The following is an 18,809-nucleotide window of genomic DNA, read 5'->3' as shown; positions in this document are numbered from 1 at the left end:
AGCAGGCCTGGCCGAGGAGGCTCGAATCAGGCGGACGCGTCCAGCGGCGAATCGCCCGGATCGAGAGCCTGGAAACACGCCAAGATGCGCTCTCGCCGGGAGCGCATGGGGTCACGCTGGATGAAGGCCTGCACCTGCTCGAGATAGCGGGGGTGGCGCTGCAGCAGCCTGTCCATGGCCTGGCCGCCGGGCTTGAGACCGAGCGGTCCGAAACTCGCATTGCCCGCGTGCGCGACGTAGGCCTTGTCGCAGAGCACGTGTCGCCAACCAGCCTCGATCGCTCGCATGCACCAGTCGTTTTCCTCGCCGTAACCGCGACCGAAGGCGGATTCATCGAAGCTTCCGATGGCATCCAGGCAACGACGACGAAGAAACATGCAGAAGCCGACGCCGGTGGGAACCTCCGGATACTCGCCAGGGCCGGATTCCGCGCAGGCTCGAGCCCAGCGCTCCGGATCCGCAGGCCAGGGATTGGCTTGGCAGAACTCGGGAATGGAGGCAATCTCGGCGTTGTTGCTCAAGGGCGTGATGGACGCGATGTCCGGATCGCTTTCGGCACATTCGAGCATGGCTTCGAGCCAGCCGCTGGTCACCTGCGTGTCGGAATTCAGGACAATGACGTTGCCCGGGCTGGCCAGAGCCATGCCCAGGTTGGCCGTCCCCACGAACCCGACGTTGGATTCATTTCGAACGCGCACCCAATGATCGGGCAAGGTCTCCATCAGAGCCGGGATCTCGGCCTGGGTGGACGCATCATCGATGACGATCACCGCCTGGCGGTCCGAAATCGTGTTCTGCAATGCCGCCAGGCATCGCCGGGTTTCCTCGGCGGCGTTGAACACCGGCACCACGATGACCGTCATGGCAGCCATTCGTGCTCCAGACGGACCAGACCCAGTTCCCGCGAACGGCCCATGACCGTGAACGGCAGTTCGGCCGTGTCGTGAACCCGAAGACCTTCGGGATCCATCGCATGGCCGCGAACCACGTAGCCCCCGGGCAGCAGGGACAGATTCGGAAAGCGTAGTCGCGCCACGAAGCCGCCGCGCTCATCGGCCAGAACCTCGGCGCCGTCGTGATCGCTGGCCACTCCATAGACCGGGGTTCCATCGGCACGAACCAGACCGATCAGGGCGACCGGCGCGCGTCCGTCGGGGGAGCGCAGATGCAGACGGATCGCCAGCGACTGCCCCATCTCCAGTCTGGGCTCGGCGTCCTCGGCCCCCTCGATGACCAGCTCGGTGACACCGTAGTGATCAGCACCGGCATGACCGGCGGCCCGCTGCACGTCTTCGGCATCGCGGCGCTCGTGCCAGGCCAGATAGGCCTGGGTCACATCGAAGACATCCCCCAGGGCGCGTGCACGGCCATCCTGGAGCCACAGAGCATGACGGCAGAGCTTCTGGACCTGATACATGTTGTGGGACACCATCAGCAAGGTACCCCCGGTTTCCAGATAGTCCTCGATCCAGCGAATGCACTTCTTCTGAAAGCTTTCGTCCCCGACGGCCAGAACCTCGTCGGTGATCAACAGGTCCGGCCGAATCGAGGCGACGATGGCGAACCCGAGCCGGACCACCATGCCCGAGGAGTAGTGCTTGACCGGCTCGTTGATGGAATCGCCGATGTCGGCAAAGCCCAGAATGTCGTCGAGCCGTTCATTGACCTGACTCGGGCTGAGACCGAACAAGGCGGCGTTGAGGCGCAGGTTCTCCAGGCCCGTGTACTCTGGATCGAAGCCCGCGCCCAACTCCAGCAGGGCCGCGCTCGTGCCGGACTGGCTGATGCGACCGCGGCTGGGTGCAAGCACTCCGGTGATGAGTTTCAGAAGCGTGGACTTGCCTGCACCATTGGATCCGATGATGCCCATCGACTCACCGGGTCTGACCTGGAAGGAGATCTCGTCGAGCACCAGTGTACCGTTGCCCTTCTCTCGCCCGCGCAGCAGGGACCAGAAGGCCGATAGGCGCTCCGAGGAACTGTTCGTGCGTGGAAACACCTTGCCGACGCGATCCAGTTCCAGCAGGCAGCGAGTCACAGGAAGTCCTCGAAGCTCGGCGCCAGTCGATCGAAGATCACGCGACCCAGAAGGTAGACGGAGCCTGCTCCGAGGAACAGCATGAGCAGCGCCAGATCCGGCAGCCGCTTGCCGATGAACAGGGCCTCGCGGAAGGACTCCATCCAGACGGTCATGGGATTGACCCACAGCCAGTCACGCATGAGCTGGGGAATCATCTCGGACGCATAGATGATCGGCGTCAGGAAGAACCAGAGCATCAGGAAGGTCGGAACGAACTGTTCGATGTCTCGAATGAACACCTGTGAAGAGGCGCAGATGAAGCTCAGACCGAGCGCGAAAAGATACAGCGACAGCAGCAGGGCCAGCACATAGGGAAGCGACAACCAGTCGAGCCTGGCACCGAAGCACTGAATCGCAAGCAGAACGATCAGGTAGCCGACCACGTGCAGAAGAAAGGTGGAGCTGACGCTGGAGGTGACGAAGAGCCGCCGATCGATCGACACTTTCGTCAACAGTGCGGCATTGCTACGAATGGCACCCAGGCTTCGCTGGATACTTTCGGAAAAGGCCAGCCAGGGCCAGAGGGCTATCGCCAGCCAGGACCAGAATGGGACACCGAGACCTTCGGGAACGCGGGCCCGGAATATGACACTGAACACGAAGGCATAGACGGCCAGCATCATCAGCGGCGTCAGGATCAACCAGAGCCAGCCGGTCGCCGAGCCGATGAAGCGGTTTCTCAATTCCCTCTGCACGAGAGTGAGAAAAACCCATTGCTCGGATTTCATCGCCATCAACCAGTCACCAGCACTTCGGCCAAGCCGCTCACATGAATCCCCATCCGTTCTCGATCAATCGAGCGAATGACCGGAAGCATCTTGCTCGAAGCCACATCGCTGGGGGCGCAGATTCTATCATTGCCCCGCCAGCGGCCAGCGACACTCACCATTCGCTGTGGAGGGACAAGGGGCTGCGGGACCGCTTGATCCCGCAGCCGGAGGAGCTCAATCGGCCTGTTCCACCTCGAGCAGGGTCCAGTCGACGCCCTTGGAATCGAGATAGGCCTGGAGTGCTTCGATATCGGTGTCCATGATTTCGCTGCGGAGACGCTGAACCAGACGCTCGAACAGCAGATCGCGGTGTCGGGAACGAGCGAGCTCGAGGGCCCGTGCCTCAGCCTGCTCCCAGTCCAGCATCTCGCCCTCGACGTTTTCGTCGAGCCGAAGAATGTGCCAGCCGAAGGTGGACCGAACGGGTTCCGAGATCTGCCCGGGCTCCAGCAGCGACAACACGGCCGCCACCGCAGGATCGAGGTTATTGGGGTCGACCGCCACGTAGCTGCCGCTGTTCTCCGCGACCCCCGGGTCCTCCGAATACTCCATGGCGAGCTCCTCGAAGCTGACATCGTCCGAGAGGCGCTCGTAGACATCCAGCATGTTGCGCATCGCATCGAGTTCTCCGCGCTCGCGCCCACTGAGAATGAGGATATGCGTGAAGCTCACGCGCTCCGGCAGGCGAAAGAGTTCGGGTTCGGTGAGGTAGATCTCGCGCGCCTTGGGCCCATAGGTCTCCAGCTCCTGGCTCTGGAAGAGATGGTCCATGTACTCCTGTGCGATCAGGACCACGTTCGACTGATAAGCCATGGCGTTGACGTCGACCCGCTCCGAAAACCCGGACTCATCGGCCTCGTGAGCGATCAGTCGCGGCAGCATCAGGTTCTCCAGCGCCGTACCCAGACGAGCTCTGCTGCGCAGGAACCCCGGACGATCCTCCTCCGGAATCCGCGAGAGATAGGCATCCATTTCCGCTGCCGTGACCAGGGCGTTGCCCTGCCTCGCCAGCACCGGCGATCGAAACTCGATCGACCTGGACTGGACCGAGACGTCCGTTGCTCCATCATCGGCCAACGCGGGCTGCATGGTGAACAGCAGGCCCATGGCGGCCAGAATGAACGAGTGGCGATTCTTCATCTTCCAAAAACCTCAGGTGAATTCATCAATATACCCTGACCGCAGAGTCTCGAAAAAGTTGTCTTCCAGACAAAAAAACGCGCCCCATCTCTGGGGCGCGTTGCAGCGGACTTCGCACTGTTACGGCGTGTAGGTGCCGCTCATCAGAGCATTGGTACCGCAGCGGCCGAACTCGGCGCAGGCCGGATGCTGGGTGATGTCCTGCGGCGGCGTTCCAGCCACGTCCTGGGTCCAGATCAGGTTGAGGTAGTAGGTCGTGTTCGGCTCCAGGGCACAGCGACTCGTCGATGTTCTGAAGGCCTCACCGCCCCAGTCGAAGCTTTCCAGGAAGGTGAAGGAGTCACGACGGATACAACCCGGCCCCATCTCGGCATCGATCAGATCCTTGTTGAAGTCACCCGGGCAACGAGAGATCGACCACATCTTGAACGCGGCCGTGGCCCCGGCGAACTGAGGACTCTCGAGACCGATGGAGCCTGACTGGCCAGCCGGGATGTTCCCGCTGTTGAACTGCATGGCAATGAACTCCGGACGGGTACCGGCCACGAACAGGTTCCGCGACACGTTCCCGCCGCCGGGCCATACTGCTGGCCAGACATCACCGAAGTTCCGGCAATCGGCCGTCTGAACGAGCTGGTTTTCCGGCGGATTCGACCACAGACAGCTGTTGCTGCCGGTCGTCTTCCGAGCCCAGTTGGACAGCGTGCCCTGGCCGAGCAGCGCACGACCCGAACACTCGGTGGGCGCCGCTGCATTGACGCTCACGGTACGCGTCACCAACTGCGAGCTACCGGCATCGTTCGTGCACTGCAGGCGGACCGTGTAGCTGCCCTCACCCAGCGTACTCAATGTCGTGATCTGCTGGTTTCCGCTGACAGCCTTGGTTCCAGCCCAGTTCGGGAAGTCACCGCTGCCCTGACAGGTCTGGGCATTGCTGGTCGTCCAGGCCACTGCCAGGGTGTCACCTGGCTGAATACTGGTGGCCGAACTGCTGCCGTTCACGGTCAGGCTGTTGATCGTCGGCGGATCGCCCGGATCCTGCTCGTTCACGAAGATCGACGCGGCCTGGCCTGCAACGATCTCCTGACCATCGGAGCAACTGACCCCGACGGTGTAGTTACCCTGTGCGGTTGCTGCCGGGACCGTGTAATCGAAAGGCCCCTGGGTCTGTGCGAAGGACACGTTACTCCAGCCCGGAAGGGTCGAGCTTGCCGAAGGCGCACAGGTGTAGCCGTCCGGGCCGACGGAAGCCCAGATGACGCGAATCTGATCTCCGGCAGTGGTCGAAGACTGCGGAATCAGGAACACCTGACTGACGTTCAATGCGTCGGCCGTTCCCAGGCAGCTCGCGAGATCCGCGACGGTCAGATTGATGTTGCCGGTCTCGGGGGAAATCGTCAGTGACGCCTGATTGGCCAGGTCGCAGACCACATCCTCGACCGGGTCGTTCGCCCCGTCCTGGAGGGTCACGGTCACTTGAGCGAGCCCGTGAGATGAACCCGCAATCAAAGCTGCGCAAAGCAGGGCGGAATTGACATTGCAACGCATAATTTCTCTACCTGTCCAATTGAATTAGAGTCCGGCGAGCGAGGCCTGCCCAGACGCCTAGCAACTTTAGCACCTCGGAAATCATTTGTTCCTAAAGCACTTGTAAAAGTTCCGTTCGGGCACGGCAAAAAGCCCTGACCCAATAAGAAAGGGGCCACCCGAAGATGGCCCCTTCTTGATTGCCTAGCGGCAATCGATCCTGATAATCGATGTTATCGATTAGGGGATCACGACACTGCCCAGCACAATGCTGCGGCTGCCGTGGTGGTCGAACGAACCACCGTAGTTGGCGAGCGTACCGCCAGGCAGAGCACCATTGGTGAACGTGTTCACCCAGAAGCCGATGACCGGCATACCTTCGAACTGGTCACCGTTGTCAGCCGGGGTGGTACGACGCGGATCGTTCGCGCCCGGGGCAATGATGGCACCGGTCGGGACGTCGGTCAGGTCGAAGCGCACCCAACCAGCCTGGAACGCGTCCGGCAGCTGGAAGTTGGCGTAGCTCAGACGCTCGAACGCACCTTCACGAATCGGCTCCTTCAGGATTTCCGTTTCGGCCGGCAGATCACCATCCAGGGTGAAGCGAACGACGTTCGTCTCACGGCACAGCTCGAAGACCTGCGGAGCGTCGGTCGGCGGCGGCGGAGACGGGATGACCTCACCAATGTCCGGGGTCGGCTCGGTTTCTTCACGATCCCAGACGCGGAAGCTCAGAGCTTCACACGGCAGGTTCAGAGCGCCCGAAGAGGTGCGGTGCCAGGTGTTGGTGAACGGCGGAATCGGCGAGTTCGGAACGACGGTACCGACCGGACCCTGAGCGTCCGTGTGGAAACGCTTGGTCGGGTAGGTCAGGACCCACTCGGAACGACCGCCCAGGCCAGCTTCGATGTTGTACTCGTTCATCAGAGTTTCGAACATCACGGTGGCGTTGATCGGAGCCACCGGAACGGTGCCCGGCCAGGTGTTGGTCTGGACCACGCCGTTCACGAAGACGTTGCTGGTGCGGTTGGTGCCGTTGGCCAGCGAGGGCAGCAGGCTAGCCGGGTTGGTGTGCAGAGCGCCACCAGCCAGCGGGTTGGTCGACCAGAACGCGTCGACAGCCGTGGCGTTGTAGGAGAACATGGTTCCCTCAGCCACGTTGATGATGCTGGCTGCGCCGAACAGACCACCGGTGGCCAGGGTGTCATCGCCAACCGGCTCGAAACCGAAGTTCGAGTCGCCCAGACGCCAGACGGCACCCGGGTTGGCCGGAGCCCACAGTTCGGTGAAGGTGGCGCAACGGTTCGGCTCACGAGCACCGGCCGGACCGACGTGCTTGGCACTCCAGGCGACGTACGGCTCGGTACCTGCGGCAGCCGAAGCCGGCGTCGGCAGGAAGGTACCCATTTCGATGAATTCGATGTGGCCGGACGCGTTACGCTCTTCGCCCTGAGGACCGAAGTCGGTGTTGCCGAGGGTGTACTGGAACGGCAGGAAGTCGATCTCGCCGAAGTCCGGCACGCCGTCGCCATTCACGTCGGTGCCGATACCGGCAGACGGAGCGAAGATGCGCGGAGCAGTACAAGTGGTGTCAGACGTCAGCAGCTTGCCGCCACCGTCGCTGGCAGCCGTGATGGCGCCGGTCCAGACGTCCCACTCGGACATGTAGATGTTGAAGTCAAGAACTTCTCGCGAGTTCAGGGCTTCCAGAATACGAATCTTGACTGCCTTGCCACGCTCGGTGGTGTTGACAATCGAGATCAGCGTGTCATTACCACCGCGTGCGGTGTAATACGGAAACATCAGCACTTGGCCGAGACCGTCCGGGTTGACGTTGACAGCGTTGGAAACGCTGACCATCCCCGCCATGCCCGTCAGACCCGCCAGCACTGCGGTCGTCAAGGTATTTCTTTTCATTACAACACTCCTAAAGTTGTTGGACACAGGGCTCTGTGTAAACACCGCGAGATGGACCCGACTCCATTCGAGCCCATCCCAGCATGCGTAATTCTATGCTAACCGACCAATCGATGTAAAGCAATCAGTTCTGGACAAAATACCACTGGCCGTCGATGCGGATCCAATCCTCGACGATGTCGCGATTCATTCTCATCTGATTGATACCCGTCGGCCCACCCGGCACACGGTAGGTGATCGAGGTGGTCACGGAACAGGTGTCCTCGTTTTCGCACTCGACGGATTCTACACTGGCTGCGACCCAGCGTACCGGGCGGTTCGCGAGCCAGACCAGGTAGTCACCCAGCGAGGTGATGTCGCGGTAGCCCGGGGTCAGGTACGGGTAGGCCAATTCCGCCTCATCGTTCAGGATGTGATCCCAACGCGCCTGGGCACGTTCTTCCAGGGTCATTTCGGGGCTCGAAGGGGTGCTGGCGCAAGCGGCCAGCACCAGGGCAAGCGCCGTCGAGAGCAGCAAGCTTCTAATTTTGGTATTGATTCTCATGATTGTCTTCAACTTCCTGTTCAATGATTCCTGGTGCAGGCGCTAAATGCGACTGTCTGATTATTGCGCACGCAGAGGCTCGAGCGCACGGAACTGACGGGTCATCTGGTCGGAAACCTCGCGCAGACGATCCGTCGTGCTGACCACCGTCGGGGTAATCAGGACCAGTGTCTCGGTGCGCTGGATCGAAGTATTGGTACTCCTGAACAGATTCCCCAGCAAGGGAATCCGCTGCAGCCCAGGCACGCCGTTCCTGTTCTGGGTTTCGTCTTCCTGGATCAGCCCCCCGAGCATGATCGTCTGCCCGGATTGAATCGCGATCTCGGTCGAGATATTGCGCGTATTGATCGTGGGGTTGTCACCCACGCCCGGATCGCCGGGTGACGACACTTCCTGGGAAATCTCCAGATACACCAGGCCACCGGGATTGACCCGTGGCGTCACCTCCAGGATCACGCCCGTGTTCAGATATTGAACACTACCCAGGGAGCTGGCCCCCTCACCGGTCACGCCACCGACGAAACGCGTCGACTGCACCGGCAGCTGTCTGCCGACATTGATCGTGGCGCTGGCGTTGTTGCGAACCAGCAAGGAAGGCGCGGAGATCGTTCGCACATTCGAGACAGATTCCAGGGCATCGATGGTCGCCGAGACGAAGGTGCGACCGACACCCCGGCGGGTGATCGTGCCAAGAAAGTTGGTGCCCATCTCGATGGTATTCTCGGCTCTAGAGGCGGGAATACCCTCAGGCAGAGTGGTTTCCAGATCTGCGTTTCGGTTTGCCAGGAACCAGCTCACGCCGTAGGTGAGCGCATCGCTCAGATCCACAATAAGCACCTGCGCCTCGACCAGCACCTGCAGCGGCTCTTCGTCCAATCGATTGATCGCCGAGAGAATGGCATCGTACTCGCTGGGCGACGCCTGGATCAGCAGGGAGTTGGTCTCGATCACGGCAGTTACCCTAACGTTGCCATCTTCCCCCAACTGCATGCCACCAGCGGTGGCTCGACTCTGACTACGGCTCGAGGAGTCGCTGCCACCACTGCTTTGGCTGCGCTGAAAATCGCTGACACTGGACACCGAGGCCGGCTCCATCCCGGGCGCCAGGCTGCCGCGGTTCTCGCGGCTGGGCCGTGAACCTCCACTGGTGCCGAAGATATCGCCCAGATAGCCGGCCAACACGTCGGCTTCCAGGTTCTTGACCCGGTAGACGTACAGGCGCGAACCGGCCTCGGCGCCCGAGCGGTCGAGCCGGCGGATCCACTTCTCCGCCTCATCCAGGTAGTGCTCGTTGGGCGTGATCACCATGATCGCATTCAGACGCTCCAGCGGCATGAAGCGGAACATGCCGGCGAGCGGCGTCTCACCCTCTTCGCCGAATACCGCTTCCAGCTCGGGCAGCAGCTCGTCGACCTCGATTCGCTCCAGACTGAACATGCCGACCGACATGCCGGCCAGCCAGTCGACGTCGAAGGTCTCGATGATCTGCAGATAATTCTGCAGTTCATAGCGCGTGCCGGCCAGGAACAGCAGGCCGCGGGCATTGTCGGCGTTGAACACGCCATCTTCGCGGGCGTAGGGTTCGAGAATTTCCGACATCTTGACCGGCGAGATGTAGTCCAGTGGCACGGCCAGGACTTCGTAACCGATCGCCGCATTGGCCGAATCGAAGCGCGGGACGAGGTTGCCGCGCACGGCCTCGGCGATGGGAATGACGTGGTATTGCCCCTCGCGCCAGATCAGGGTCGCGCCGTTCCAGCGCAGCAGCATCTCGAGCACCGGCATGATCTGGTCGCGGGTGATCGGCTTGGCGGTGGCGAAGGTCACCTCCCCGCTGATGCCCGGAGAGATGACGTAGTTTTCCTGGAACAGCTGGCCGAGGATGGCGTGGACGACTTCCTGAATACCCTGCCCTTCGAAGTTCAGGGTAATCTCCCCGTCTTCACCGGGCGGGGCAGCGCGCTCGCCGACGGCCGCATCATTGATGAAGACTCCGGTGCCCGGATAGGTTTCGGACTCGTCGAAGACGTTCTCTTCGTCGTCCGCGTCCCCTCCACCGATATCGATCTCGCCGTTATCGTTCTCGCGTGACTCGGGCTCCACGGCCGACGCGGCAAAATCACGATCGTCAGGCCGCTCCTGCACGCCGCCACAAGCAGCGAGGAATGCACTGAGCAGAAGGGTGAACACGACTTGCCTGAGCCGCGCACTGGCGGCCGGAGAAGCGACTGACATCATCAATTATCTCGTTCGTTTTGTTGCTGCAACTGGGCTCGGCGTTCGGCTTCGGCCCGCAATTCGGCGCGACGCTCGGCCACTCGCCGGCGTACTTCCTCGGCCCGGGCCCGCGCATCGGACACCTGGCTGGAATCGGGCGGTGTCGGCACACGACGATCGCCCTCTTCGCCCTCTTCGGGCTCCCGATAGTTCGTCGGCTGGCGCCCTGAACTTCCCGCGGCCAGGCTGGAGGTATTGACCGCCAATTCGAGCAGGGATTCCCGGCCATCGACGGAGACGAAGTTGACCTGTCGTTGCTCGATCGAATCCAGCCTCCAGGCCGCCTGTTCGCCCTCCAGACTCATGCCTTCACGAAGCACCAGGGTTTCGTTGCTGGTCTCGTCGCGGACCATGGCCAGTCGGAGTTCGGGCGTGATGATGATCCCGGCCACGGCCGCCTTGAGCTCGTTGATCGGCTCTTCCTCATCGATGAACTCTTCCTGCTCGGCCAGCGCCTCTTCGTCCGGCATCTCGATCACCGGCAGACGCCGATCGGAGAAGAACACCGGGCGGGCCGTGATCGAACCGTAGTCGTCGATCCTGGCCAGGCCCGTTTCGGGTACGTCCACCTCGGCCTCGGAGACTTCCGTCGAACCGGAGGGCGCAATGGCGTCGACGTCCGGCCGGCCCATCATGGCGAACTGGGCCAGCAGGCCGAGGCCCAGCACGCCGATCGCGGCGACCAGGAGCACGGTCAGCAGATTGTGTCGAGTATCCAGCAGTCCAGACATATCAGCGCTCCACCTGCCCGGCCAGGAAGCCGTACATATCGAAGCGGACATCGAGCTGCCCGTAGGCATCGACGCCGACCCGACGGCCACGGCGATCGGCCGCCATGCGCTGGTTGATCAGCAGATTGTCGACGAAGATCAGCGGCACATTGTCTTCCAGGGAATAGAGAATTCGCACCAGATCGGGCAAGGGGCAATTCATCCGCACATTGACCGTGACCTGCTCGAAGCGGTCGGGTTCCGCATCCGGGCGATTCTGCGTCGCCGTGACCGTGCACAGCTCCGTGTCCTCGGCCTGCTCGTCGATGGCGTCGCGGAGCAGGCGGACCAGTGCCGCCGCGGCCGTATTGAAGTTGGACTGGCGCAGGAACAGGGCGTTGTCCAGGCGCTCGCTGCGCAGCTCCGACAGGCGCTCCTCCAGGGCCGGGCGCCGGGCCACGGCGGCCTTGAATCGTCCGACCTGGGTTTCCAGGCGCTCGATGTCATCGGCCAGCGTCAGGTGACGATCCACGAACCAGTGGAAGCCACCGAGGTAAACCAGCATGGCGGCGATCAGCAGCAGCCCGACCGCCAGCGGCTTGTTATTCTCCCGGTCCGGAAGCAGCTGCATCCTGCACCTCCCTGCGGGTAATCGTGGCCCGGGCGTTGAAGCGCTCCTGGCCGGTGGCGGGGTCGACGTTGATCGCGCCGCGGAACTCGGCCTCGTCGAGCAGCGGTGATTCGTTGATGATCTCGATCAGACGCTGGGAACCATCGGCCAGCCCCATCATGGTCAGCTCGGTGCCGCGCACCTGCAGCTGGTTGATCCACATGTCATCGGGCAGCACCCGCGAGACCTCGTCGAGCACCTGGATCACGACCGGCTGCCGGCGACGGCGCTCGGCCAGGAAGTTGGCCGCCTGCAGGGAATCCTCGAGCTGGCGCTGCAGGGCCAGCACCTGTTCGGCCTCGGCGCGCAGCGCGGCGACTTCGGCCTGCAGGCGGTCGACGGTGCGGTTGCGAAGGTACAGGGACTGGGCCATCACCAGGCCGAGCACCAGGACGGCGACACCGGCCAGCACCCAGTTCAGACGGGCCCGCTTGTAGACATAGCGGGGGCGCTGGGCCTCGGGCAGCAGATTGAAGCCCTCGCAGAGCGGCACTTCCCGATCATCCGGCAGCGTGTCGATGGCGTGCGGGTGGATCCCGATCACGTCCAGACGCTCGAGCAATTCATTGATCTGATTCTTCGGCACCAGGCGCAGATCGATCCTGAGCCGGCCGGTGCGAACGTTCCGATCGACGATGCGATGGTCGAACAGCACATCGGCGGCCCGGAAGGGCGTGAGCTGGTCGAGCTGATAACCCAGCGCGGCATCGAGGTTCGACTCGACGGCCAGGGGTTGCTCGACCGAGGTCTCGAGCACCAGACGCTCGGGCAGACACAGGCGGATTTCCGGCGCGCCGTCCTCGAAGCGCTCGAGGGCTTCGTGCCAACGCTGGCGAAGCAGCTGCAGATCATCGGCCACCCGGAATTCATCCAGACGCTCGGGCGCATCACCCCCGCGCCAGGCGCTCAAGGTGTCGCCGGACTCGTCGAGCACCAGCCACAGGGAAGGACGCGGCGATACCATGCGGCGGCGCAGCCCCTCCGGCACCAGGCTCGCCAGCTCACCCCGCCACCAGGACAGGAAGCCCGGCAAGGGGCTCGATCGGTAGCGGGCCTGCATCTGGCCCAGCGCGTTGTTGACGGCGTTGGAGTTCATCAATCCTCGATATTTTCCCGCCAGCGAACGATCCGGAAGGGCCGTCCGCGGGTATCGGTTCCGACCCTGACCGTGGCTTCGATCTGGGTCCAGGCGCCATTGTCTAGCGTGGCGCGGGAGCGAATGCTAAAGACACCACCCCCACCTTGCAAGTTCACCAGCTGTCCGTTCGGCAGCATCAGCGCCGCCATATCGGCCGGATGGCTCTGATGGCGCTCGTCGACGAACAGCCGGGCACTCTCCAGATCCATGTCCGGCATGGTCGCCAGCACCTCGGCCGGCGCGAAGGCCGGATTGACCTGCCCGCCGCGACCGTGGACGGTCAGAAAGCCCTCGAGCCGCTGAAACAGCTCGAAGCTCACGCCGATCACCTGCTGCAGCTCGTCGACCGACTGGAATTCCTGGTTGGCCGGCCCGTAAGGGTAACCGGCGGCTTCGTATTCGTCGATCTCGGCCCCGTAGAGCCGAGGCAGATCGTCCGGGTCACGCCAGTCCTCGATCGCATCCGACAGCTGCCAGGCCGTTTCTTCCTCGACCCCGCGCTGGATGAACAGCTCGGCCATGATCTCGGCGGGCGTGCGGTTGAGATCGATCCGGCCGGACTCGTCGGTGACCTGCATTTCCACCACGGCGTTGCCGAACTCCATGTAGTAGGAGCGGCCATCGGGCACCCAGCGCGTCTCGTAGTCGGGATTGCGCATCTCGAACACGGCCCGATGCAGCCCGGCCTCGGCCGCATAGCGTGCCTCGGTCACATCGAACAGGAATCGGGACTGGAGGGTTTCGGTTCGGGCAAGCACCGAGTAGACGCCCACGGTCAGGGTCAGGAGCACCAAGATCCAGAGCACCATGATCAGGGCGACGCCCCGCGCGGACTGCCGACCGGTCCTCATCGGCGGTTGCGAGCGCTGTTGTTGCGAATCAGATCGGAGGCCCGGCGAATGGTCGGCGTCTGCGCGCCGGGACCCGAGACCTGAGCGGTCGAATCCATCATCACCGGCGCGGTCAGGTCGGGCCAGGTCAGACCATTGCCCCGATCCAGATCCATGCGCAGGGAAACGGCCAGCGGCATGGTCGCGGTGTCTTCCCAGAAATCTTCCCAATAGGGCGCCTGGTCTTCGGGATCGACCCCGAGAAAGGCAAACTGCCCGTCGGCCACATCGTCCATCAGTACGATGCCCTCGCTGGCTTCGATTTCGCCGACCTCGTAGCCGTTGAGCATGGCGTAGTAGTAGACCAGGGCCCGGGTCTCGCCGTTCGGCTCGATCCTGAGCTCCTGAATGTAGGGCCCGCCATAGCTCAGGTAGCCGGGCATGGGCGCGACGAATCGGACGTAGTCGGAATCACCGATGAAGCGAACCTGCAGGCCATCCTCCTCGCCCTCTTCCATGATCAGGGCCTGGGCCAGGCTGAGCTGGCGGCGGACGAACTGATGGGTGATGCGCAGCTGGTTGGTCTGCTCGATCAGTGCTTCGCCGGAATTGGTGGCGCGGATGCTGGCGCGGAAGCCGCCCCAGGCCAGCGCCATGATGATGCCGACCAGGGTGATGGCCAGCAGCACCTCGATCAGGCTGAAGCCCCTGGACTGCCGATCCGGGATCATGGCATGGGCCCCAGCTGCTGGCGCTCCTGCCAGTACAGGTCAACGCTGCGCAAGGTGCGGAACACGGCTTCGCGGGTCGGATTCTCGCCCCACTCGACCACCAGTTCGACCGCGTACAGGGACACGGGCAACTCGGCCAGATCCACGCCCGTGTCGTCGAAGCTCATGACTTCCTCGACGCGCAGGTACCAGCGGTAGCGATCGTCGAACTCACCGGAGGTCTCGCCGGGCTCGAGCATCTCTTCCAGCCCGAGCACGTCGAGCTTGGACTGCGCCCAGAGCGCGGCCTGGGTGTAGTCGCCGGCCCGACGCGTGTTGCCCATCGAGGTCGACAGGACCTGCAGCACCACGCCGAACATCAGCGCGAAGACGGCAAAGGCCGCCATCACTTCGATCAGGGTAAAGCCGGACTGGCGCGAATGAAAGGTCGGCATCGCGCTCATACCTGCGGATCCCGTTCGATACCGATTTCCCCGGTCAGCCAGCCGACCGAGACATGCCACTCACGCTCGCCGGCGGTCAACACGACGCTGCCGCCGGTCGAGGCGCCGTCCGGATAGAAGCGGATGCCGCCGGCACGCTCGCCGGTCAGCTCGGATCGGGCGGTATTGATCGTGATGTCCATGCCTTCGGGAATCTGGACCGGCTCACGACCGGCTGCCTGCCAGGTCCGCGCTTCCGCATCGACGATGAAGACCTGCTGCTGGCGCTGGATGATGGCCTGGCCGCGCGTATGGCGAAGACCGGCCAGCAGGTCGCTGGCCGCGGCGCGGATTTCCGCGCCGGTCAGGGAACGGCTCACCGAGACCGTGACCACGGTGAACAACAGGCCGACCATGGCCATGACCAGGATCAGCTCGAGCAGACTGAATCCGCTCGCTCTGTCCGACAGCCCGGGAGCACCGGACGGCCTGAAGCGCATGGTCTGGCTGGGCATCCGGGCTCCGCTCAGTTGTCCCAGTTGTTCACGTCAGCCGCCGCCCCTTCACCGCCGGGCGAACCATCGGCGCCGTGCGAGAAGATGTCGTAGGTGCGGTGCTGGCCGGGATAGCGATAGTTGTAGGGGTTGTCCCAGGGGTCGTTCAGATTCGACTGGTTGACATAGGGTCCATTCCAGTTGCTGGCATTGGCCGGACGGTTGACCAGTTCGCTCAGCTCGCGGGGGAGGCGGCCGGCGTCCAGGTAGAATTCGTCGACGGCCATGGCAAGCCGCTGGATTTCGGTCTGCGCCGTCCGCGCCTTGGCGTCTTCGCTACGGCTGACGATGTTCGGCACCACCAGACCGGCGATCATGCCGAGGATCACCAGCACCACCAGCAGTTCGATCAGGGAGAAGCCCTGGCTGGTCTTCATCGTTCTCATCCTTGCACTCCTTGAATAAGTCAGTCGTTTCATCGAATCGGTTCGACCTGCATCGGGCTGGATCGGGTCGATCAGCCCACCATGTCGTTGATACTCAGGATCGCCATCAGAACCGACATCACGATCAGGCCGATCAGGAAGGCCAGACCCAGCGTCATCGCCGGCACCAGCATCGACATCAGGCGATCGATCGTGACGCGGACTTCGCGGTCGTAGGTGTCGGCCACCTTGAGCAGCATCTCGTCGAGCTTGCCGGTTTCCTCACCGACATTGATCATCTGCAGCGCCAGGCGCGGAAAATGCTCGTTCTGGCTCAGCGCACGCGCCAGGGGTGCACCGGTCTTGACCTGCTTGGCCGCCTGGGCCACGTCCTCCGACAGCACCGTATTGGTCATGACATTCTTCGCGATCGAAAGTGCCGACAGCAAGGGCACGCCGTTGACCAGCAGGGTGCCGGTGGTCCGGCTCAGGCGCGCGGTCTCGATCTTGCCGATGATGTCACCGACGAACTTCATGCGCAGGAAACGCCCGTCCCAGACCAGGCGCGAGGCAGGCCGCGCCATTTGCGAGCGGAACCAGATGACCAGGATCACCGTCAGGCCGATCAGCCCCCACCAGAAGTTCTGCAGCACGTCCCCGGCGCCGACCACGATCCGGGTCAGCAGGGGCAGCTCACCGCCGAAGTCTTCGAACATCGGCGTGAACTGGGGAATCACGTAGACCATCAGCAACAGCAGCGAGGCGATCGCCATCACCATCAGCAGGGCCGGATAGATCATCGCCGAGACGACGCTGTCCTTGAGCTCCTTGGCGCGCTCCAGGTATTCCGACATGCGCGCCAGGGTCTGGTCGAGGGAGCCGCCGATCTCGCCGGCCCGGACCATGTTGATGTAGAAGCGCGAGAACACGCCGTGGCGAGCTTCCAGGCCTTCGGACAGGGAGCCGCCTTCTCGTACATGATCGCGGACCTTCTGGACCAGATCGCGGACGCGATCGTTGTCCGACAGATCGATCAGGATGCCCAGGGAACGATCGAGGGGCAGCCCGGCACCGAGCAGGGTCGAGAGCTGCTGGGTCAGATCGCCGATCTCGCGCTGGCTCAGGCCACGCTTGCCGCGGAACAGGGTCTCGATGCGAAAACCCGAGCCCACTTCCTTCGCCGAGACCGGGATATTGCCGGCCTCCTGGAGCTGGGCGATGACCAGCTCGGGGCTGGGGGCTTCCATTTCCCCGGTCAGGGTTTCTCCGCTGGGCGAAACGGCCTTGTATTCGAAAAGCGGCATCGGCTCAGGCTTCCTGCGTCACACGCAGCACTTCTTCGGCCGAAGTGACACCCTGCAGCGCTTTCAGCAGGCCGTCCTCGTACATCGTGCGCATGCCTTCGGTACGCGCCTGACGCTCGATCTCCGTCGAGGTGGCGTGCTTCATGACCATGCGTCGGATCTCCTCGGAGATGATCAGGATCTCGTGGATGCCGGTCCGACCACGGTAGCCGGTCGGGCAGGCCTCGGAGCTACCCGGGTGATACATGCGCACGGGGCTGGCATCGGTCAGCTTGTCCAGGCCGAGTTCCTTGACCACTTCGGGCAGCACTTCGTAGGCCTCGCGGGTCTCCTCGTCGAGGCGGCGGACCAGGCGCTGGGCCATGATCGCGTTGACCGTCGAGGTCAGCAGGTAGTCCTCCACGCCCATGTCGAGCATTCGCGTGATGCCACCGGCCGCGTCATTCGTGTGCAGGGTCGAGAGCACGAGGTGACCGGTCAGGGCGGACTGGATGGCGATCCGCGCAGTCTCGAGGTCACGCATTTCACCGATCATGATCACGTCCGGGTCCTGGCGGACGATGGAGCGCAGGGCGCCGGCGAAATCGAGCCCGATCGAGGCCTTGGCCTGGATCTGGTTGATGCCTTCGATCTGGTACTCGATCGGGTCTTCCACGGTGATGATCTTGCGTTCCGGCGTATTGAGCTGGCTCAGGGCCGTGTACAGGGTGGTCGTCTTGCCCGAACCGGTCGGGCCCGTGACCAGGATGATGCCGTGCGGCATCTCCAGGGCCTTGATGAAGGTCTTGCGCGAATCCTCCGCGAAGCCCAGGCTCGAGAAGTCCAGCACCACGGCCTCGCGATCGAGGATACGCATGACCACCGACTCGCCGTGGGCGGTCGGCACGGTCGAGACACGCAGGTCGAGCTCCTTGCCGCCGACCCGGTGCATGATGCGACCGTCCTGCGGCAGGCGTCGCTCGGCGATGTTCAGGCGCGCCATGATCTTGACGCGGGAAATGACGGCCGCGGTCGAACGCGCCGGGGGTGCCTCGACTTCCTGCAGCACGCCGTCGATGCGATAGCGCACCTTGAGGCGGTTCTCGAAGGGTTCGATGTGAATGTCCGAGGCGCGCGACTCGACGGCGCGCTGGAGGATCAGGTTGACCAGGCGAATGACGGGCGCCTCGGACGCAAGGTCGCGCAGATGCTCGACGTCTTCCTCGTCCTCGCCCTCGCCTTCCGAGCCCAGGGACTCGGCGATCTGGCCCATGGCGCTCTTGCCGCCGCCGAAGTAGCGCTCGATCGTGTTGTCGATTTCGGAAGTGACACCCACCCGGGGCACCACGGTCCGGCCGGTGGCCATCTCGAGAGCCTTGAGCGCGAACTGGTCCTGCGGATCGGCCATCACGATCTCGACCTGGCCCTCGTCGACCCGGATCGGCACGAGGTGCTGCTGCTTCATGTAGCGCAGCGAGATGGTGTCGATCTCCGGCGCGTCCTCGGGGTAGTCCTTGTCGCTGATCAGCTCGATACCCATCAGCTCGGACTGGGCGCGGGCCAGATCGCGTTCGGAGACCAGACCCAGGCGCACCAGCAGGGTCAGCAGATTGCCGCCATGCTGCTCGCGATAGGCGCGGGCTCGGCTCAAGTCCTCGGACTTCAAGCGCCCCTGCTCGACCATCAGATCGCACAGCTCGGCGGCCCGGTCCTCCAGGTGATCACCCACGCTGGGTAGCAGTTCGGTCTCGTCGGACGCTGAAATCGATTGTGTTTCCATGCTCGCTCAAGGGGTCGTGATGAGAGTCACCGCACAGTATCGGTCACCCATTACGAAAGTAACAGACCGTC

The 18,809-nt window shown here is 63.2% G+C and carries 18 protein-coding genes; all 18 read right to left on the bottom strand.

Translation table 11 applies throughout. From position 1 onward, the window contains the following. Nucleotides 1–26: 26 nt before the first annotated feature. The 18 genes from WM2015_RS02505 to gspE all read right to left on the bottom strand — a co-directional run bounded on the left by WM2015_RS02505 (nt 27) and on the right by gspE (nt 18,738). Nucleotides 27–872 carry a glycosyltransferase family 2 protein gene (locus tag WM2015_RS02505; RefSeq protein ID WP_049724557.1) on the bottom strand — a complete coding sequence of 282 codons (846 nt, stop codon included), beginning with the start codon at nt 870–872 and terminating at the stop codon, nt 27–29. Then, nucleotides 860–2,038: an ABC transporter ATP-binding protein gene (locus WM2015_RS02500; protein ID WP_049724556.1), complete on the bottom strand. Its 1,179-nt coding sequence runs from the start codon at nt 2,036–2,038 to the stop codon at nt 860–862. Before WM2015_RS02500 ends, WM2015_RS02505 begins: the two co-directional genes overlap by 13 nt. Further along, a complete protein-coding gene (locus WM2015_RS02495; protein ID WP_156200764.1) occupies nt 2,035–2,814 on the bottom strand; it encodes an ABC transporter permease in 780 nt (259 codons plus the stop codon). The genes WM2015_RS02500 and WM2015_RS02495 overlap by 4 nt, the downstream gene beginning before the upstream one ends. Nucleotides 2,815–3,024: 210 nt before the next feature. Continuing rightward, the gene (locus WM2015_RS02490; RefSeq protein WP_049724554.1) at nt 3,025–3,990 is read right to left on the bottom strand and encodes a peptidylprolyl isomerase; all 966 of its coding nucleotides are present in this window, start codon (nt 3,988–3,990) and stop codon (nt 3,025–3,027) included. 120 nt (nt 3,991–4,110) lie between these two features. Next, the gene (locus WM2015_RS02485) at nt 4,111–5,466 is read right to left on the bottom strand and encodes a hypothetical protein (protein WP_049724553.1); all 1,356 of its coding nucleotides are present in this window, start codon (nt 5,464–5,466) and stop codon (nt 4,111–4,113) included. A gap of 291 nt (nt 5,467–5,757) precedes the next feature. After that, complete coding sequence (locus WM2015_RS02480) at nt 5,758–7,407, bottom strand: hypothetical protein (protein ID WP_049724552.1); 1,650 nt, start codon at nt 7,405–7,407, stop codon at nt 5,758–5,760. Between the two features lie 151 nt (nt 7,408–7,558). Next, complete coding sequence (locus tag WM2015_RS02475; protein ID WP_156200762.1) at nt 7,559–7,978, bottom strand: hypothetical protein; 420 nt, start codon at nt 7,976–7,978, stop codon at nt 7,559–7,561. Between the two features lie 60 nt (nt 7,979–8,038). Beyond that, on the bottom strand, nt 8,039–10,216 hold the full coding sequence (gspD, locus tag WM2015_RS02470) for a type II secretion system secretin GspD (protein ID WP_082169369.1): 2,178 nt from the start codon (nt 10,214–10,216) through the stop codon (nt 8,039–8,041). Beyond that, on the bottom strand, nt 10,216–10,986 hold the full coding sequence (locus tag WM2015_RS02465) for a hypothetical protein (protein ID WP_049724549.1): 771 nt from the start codon (nt 10,984–10,986) through the stop codon (nt 10,216–10,218). The genes gspD and WM2015_RS02465 overlap by 1 nt, the downstream gene beginning before the upstream one ends. A gap of 1 nt (nt 10,987) precedes the next feature. Beyond that, nucleotides 10,988–11,596, bottom strand: a complete 609-nt coding sequence (gene gspM, locus WM2015_RS02460) for a type II secretion system protein GspM (protein ID WP_049724548.1) — start codon at nt 11,594–11,596, stop codon at nt 10,988–10,990. Then, nucleotides 11,568–12,731, bottom strand: coding sequence for a PilN domain-containing protein (locus tag WM2015_RS02455; protein WP_049724547.1), 1,164 nt, complete (start codon nt 12,729–12,731; stop codon nt 11,568–11,570). Before WM2015_RS02455 ends, gspM begins: the two co-directional genes overlap by 29 nt. Beyond that, nucleotides 12,731–13,624, bottom strand: a complete 894-nt coding sequence (locus WM2015_RS02450) for a type II secretion system minor pseudopilin (RefSeq protein WP_049724546.1) — start codon at nt 13,622–13,624, stop codon at nt 12,731–12,733. The genes WM2015_RS02455 and WM2015_RS02450 overlap by 1 nt, the downstream gene beginning before the upstream one ends. Continuing rightward, the gene (locus tag WM2015_RS02445) at nt 13,621–14,334 is read right to left on the bottom strand and encodes a prepilin-type N-terminal cleavage/methylation domain-containing protein (protein ID WP_049724545.1); all 714 of its coding nucleotides are present in this window, start codon (nt 14,332–14,334) and stop codon (nt 13,621–13,623) included. The genes WM2015_RS02450 and WM2015_RS02445 overlap by 4 nt, the downstream gene beginning before the upstream one ends. Then, nucleotides 14,331–14,777, bottom strand: coding sequence for a type IV pilus modification PilV family protein (locus WM2015_RS02440; RefSeq protein ID WP_049724544.1), 447 nt, complete (start codon nt 14,775–14,777; stop codon nt 14,331–14,333). Before WM2015_RS02440 ends, WM2015_RS02445 begins: the two co-directional genes overlap by 4 nt. Further along, complete coding sequence (locus tag WM2015_RS02435) at nt 14,774–15,271, bottom strand: GspH/FimT family pseudopilin (protein ID WP_049724543.1); 498 nt, start codon at nt 15,269–15,271, stop codon at nt 14,774–14,776. The genes WM2015_RS02440 and WM2015_RS02435 overlap by 4 nt, the downstream gene beginning before the upstream one ends. Nucleotides 15,272–15,282: 11 nt before the next feature. Next, on the bottom strand, nt 15,283–15,696 hold the full coding sequence (gene gspG, locus WM2015_RS02430) for a type II secretion system major pseudopilin GspG (protein WP_245609798.1): 414 nt from the start codon (nt 15,694–15,696) through the stop codon (nt 15,283–15,285). 71 nt (nt 15,697–15,767) lie between these two features. After that, nucleotides 15,768–16,979, bottom strand: a complete 1,212-nt coding sequence (locus WM2015_RS02425; protein WP_049724541.1) for a type II secretion system F family protein — start codon at nt 16,977–16,979, stop codon at nt 15,768–15,770. Between the two features lie 4 nt (nt 16,980–16,983). Beyond that, nucleotides 16,984–18,738: a type II secretion system ATPase GspE gene (gene gspE / locus WM2015_RS02420; protein WP_082169368.1), complete on the bottom strand. Its 1,755-nt coding sequence runs from the start codon at nt 18,736–18,738 to the stop codon at nt 16,984–16,986. Nucleotides 18,739–18,809 lie beyond the last annotated feature (71 nt).

Origin of the sequence: Wenzhouxiangella marina, from assembly GCF_001187785.1 — a bacterium.
Classification (GTDB): Bacteria; Pseudomonadota; Gammaproteobacteria; order Xanthomonadales; family Wenzhouxiangellaceae; genus Wenzhouxiangella; species Wenzhouxiangella marina.
Note: the sequence above shows the minus strand (reverse complement) of the source record. Positions and strands in the feature narration are given on the sequence as shown.

What these genes read in the sequence shown, in the direction of transcription:
- gspG (WP_245609798.1), bottom strand. Translation starts at nt 15,696, where the DNA reads ATGAGAACGATGAAGACCAGCCAGGGCTTCTCCCTGATCGAACTGCTG.
- WM2015_RS02440 (WP_049724544.1), bottom strand. Translation starts at nt 14,777, where the DNA reads ATGAGCGCGATGCCGACCTTTCATTCGCGCCAGTCCGGCTTTACCCTG.
- WM2015_RS02475 (WP_156200762.1), bottom strand. Translation starts at nt 7,978, where the DNA reads ATGAGAATCAATACCAAAATTAGAAGCTTGCTGCTCTCGACGGCGCTT.
- WM2015_RS02425 (WP_049724541.1), bottom strand. Translation starts at nt 16,979, where the DNA reads ATGCCGCTTTTCGAATACAAGGCCGTTTCGCCCAGCGGAGAAACCCTG.
- gspD (WP_082169369.1), bottom strand. Translation starts at nt 10,216, where the DNA reads ATGATGTCAGTCGCTTCTCCGGCCGCCAGTGCGCGGCTCAGGCAAGTC.
- WM2015_RS02465 (WP_049724549.1), bottom strand. Translation starts at nt 10,986, where the DNA reads ATGTCTGGACTGCTGGATACTCGACACAATCTGCTGACCGTGCTCCTG.
- gspM (WP_049724548.1), bottom strand. Translation starts at nt 11,596, where the DNA reads ATGCAGCTGCTTCCGGACCGGGAGAATAACAAGCCGCTGGCGGTCGGG.
- WM2015_RS02455 (WP_049724547.1), bottom strand. Translation starts at nt 12,731, where the DNA reads ATGAACTCCAACGCCGTCAACAACGCGCTGGGCCAGATGCAGGCCCGC.
- WM2015_RS02450 (WP_049724546.1), bottom strand. Translation starts at nt 13,624, where the DNA reads ATGAGGACCGGTCGGCAGTCCGCGCGGGGCGTCGCCCTGATCATGGTG.
- WM2015_RS02505 (WP_049724557.1), bottom strand. Translation starts at nt 872, where the DNA reads ATGGCTGCCATGACGGTCATCGTGGTGCCGGTGTTCAACGCCGCCGAG.
- WM2015_RS02435 (WP_049724543.1), bottom strand. Translation starts at nt 15,271, where the DNA reads ATGCCCAGCCAGACCATGCGCTTCAGGCCGTCCGGTGCTCCCGGGCTG.
- WM2015_RS02495 (WP_156200764.1), bottom strand. Translation starts at nt 2,814, where the DNA reads ATGGCGATGAAATCCGAGCAATGGGTTTTTCTCACTCTCGTGCAGAGG.
- gspE (WP_082169368.1), bottom strand. Translation starts at nt 18,738, where the DNA reads ATGGAAACACAATCGATTTCAGCGTCCGACGAGACCGAACTGCTACCC.
- WM2015_RS02445 (WP_049724545.1), bottom strand. Translation starts at nt 14,334, where the DNA reads ATGATCCCGGATCGGCAGTCCAGGGGCTTCAGCCTGATCGAGGTGCTG.
- WM2015_RS02490 (WP_049724554.1), bottom strand. Translation starts at nt 3,990, where the DNA reads ATGAAGAATCGCCACTCGTTCATTCTGGCCGCCATGGGCCTGCTGTTC.